Consider the following 232-nt stretch of genomic DNA (forward strand, 5'->3'; position numbering starts at 1 on the left):
GGATGTGACCGGCTGCGCGGTCCTCCAGAACGTCCTCGAGTGGACGAGCGTCACGACCGGCCATTTTGTCGGCATCTCAAACGATAGCACCTCCGGCAACAGCGCGCATATCGTGATGCACCACAACACCATCGCCGGCTTCCATAATGCCGGGCGCTGCAACCTGTTCTATGACGAAGGTCCGACGGCGCGCACGAACAAGCTGCACTCCTTCATCGGCAACATCCATGTG

Annotated in this window: 1 protein-coding gene; it reads left to right on the forward strand. The window is 59.9% G+C overall.

What is annotated here, in order from left to right; genetic code table 11:
* Positions 1-232, forward strand: a 232-nt coding sequence (locus tag FQ668_RS28760; protein ID WP_178097292.1) for a hypothetical protein, incomplete at both ends; no start/stop codon positions are given.

Source organism: Pseudomonas sp. Kh14 (assembly GCF_900291005.1).
GTDB classification, from domain to species: Bacteria; Pseudomonadota; Gammaproteobacteria; order Pseudomonadales; family Pseudomonadaceae; genus Aquipseudomonas; species Aquipseudomonas alloputida.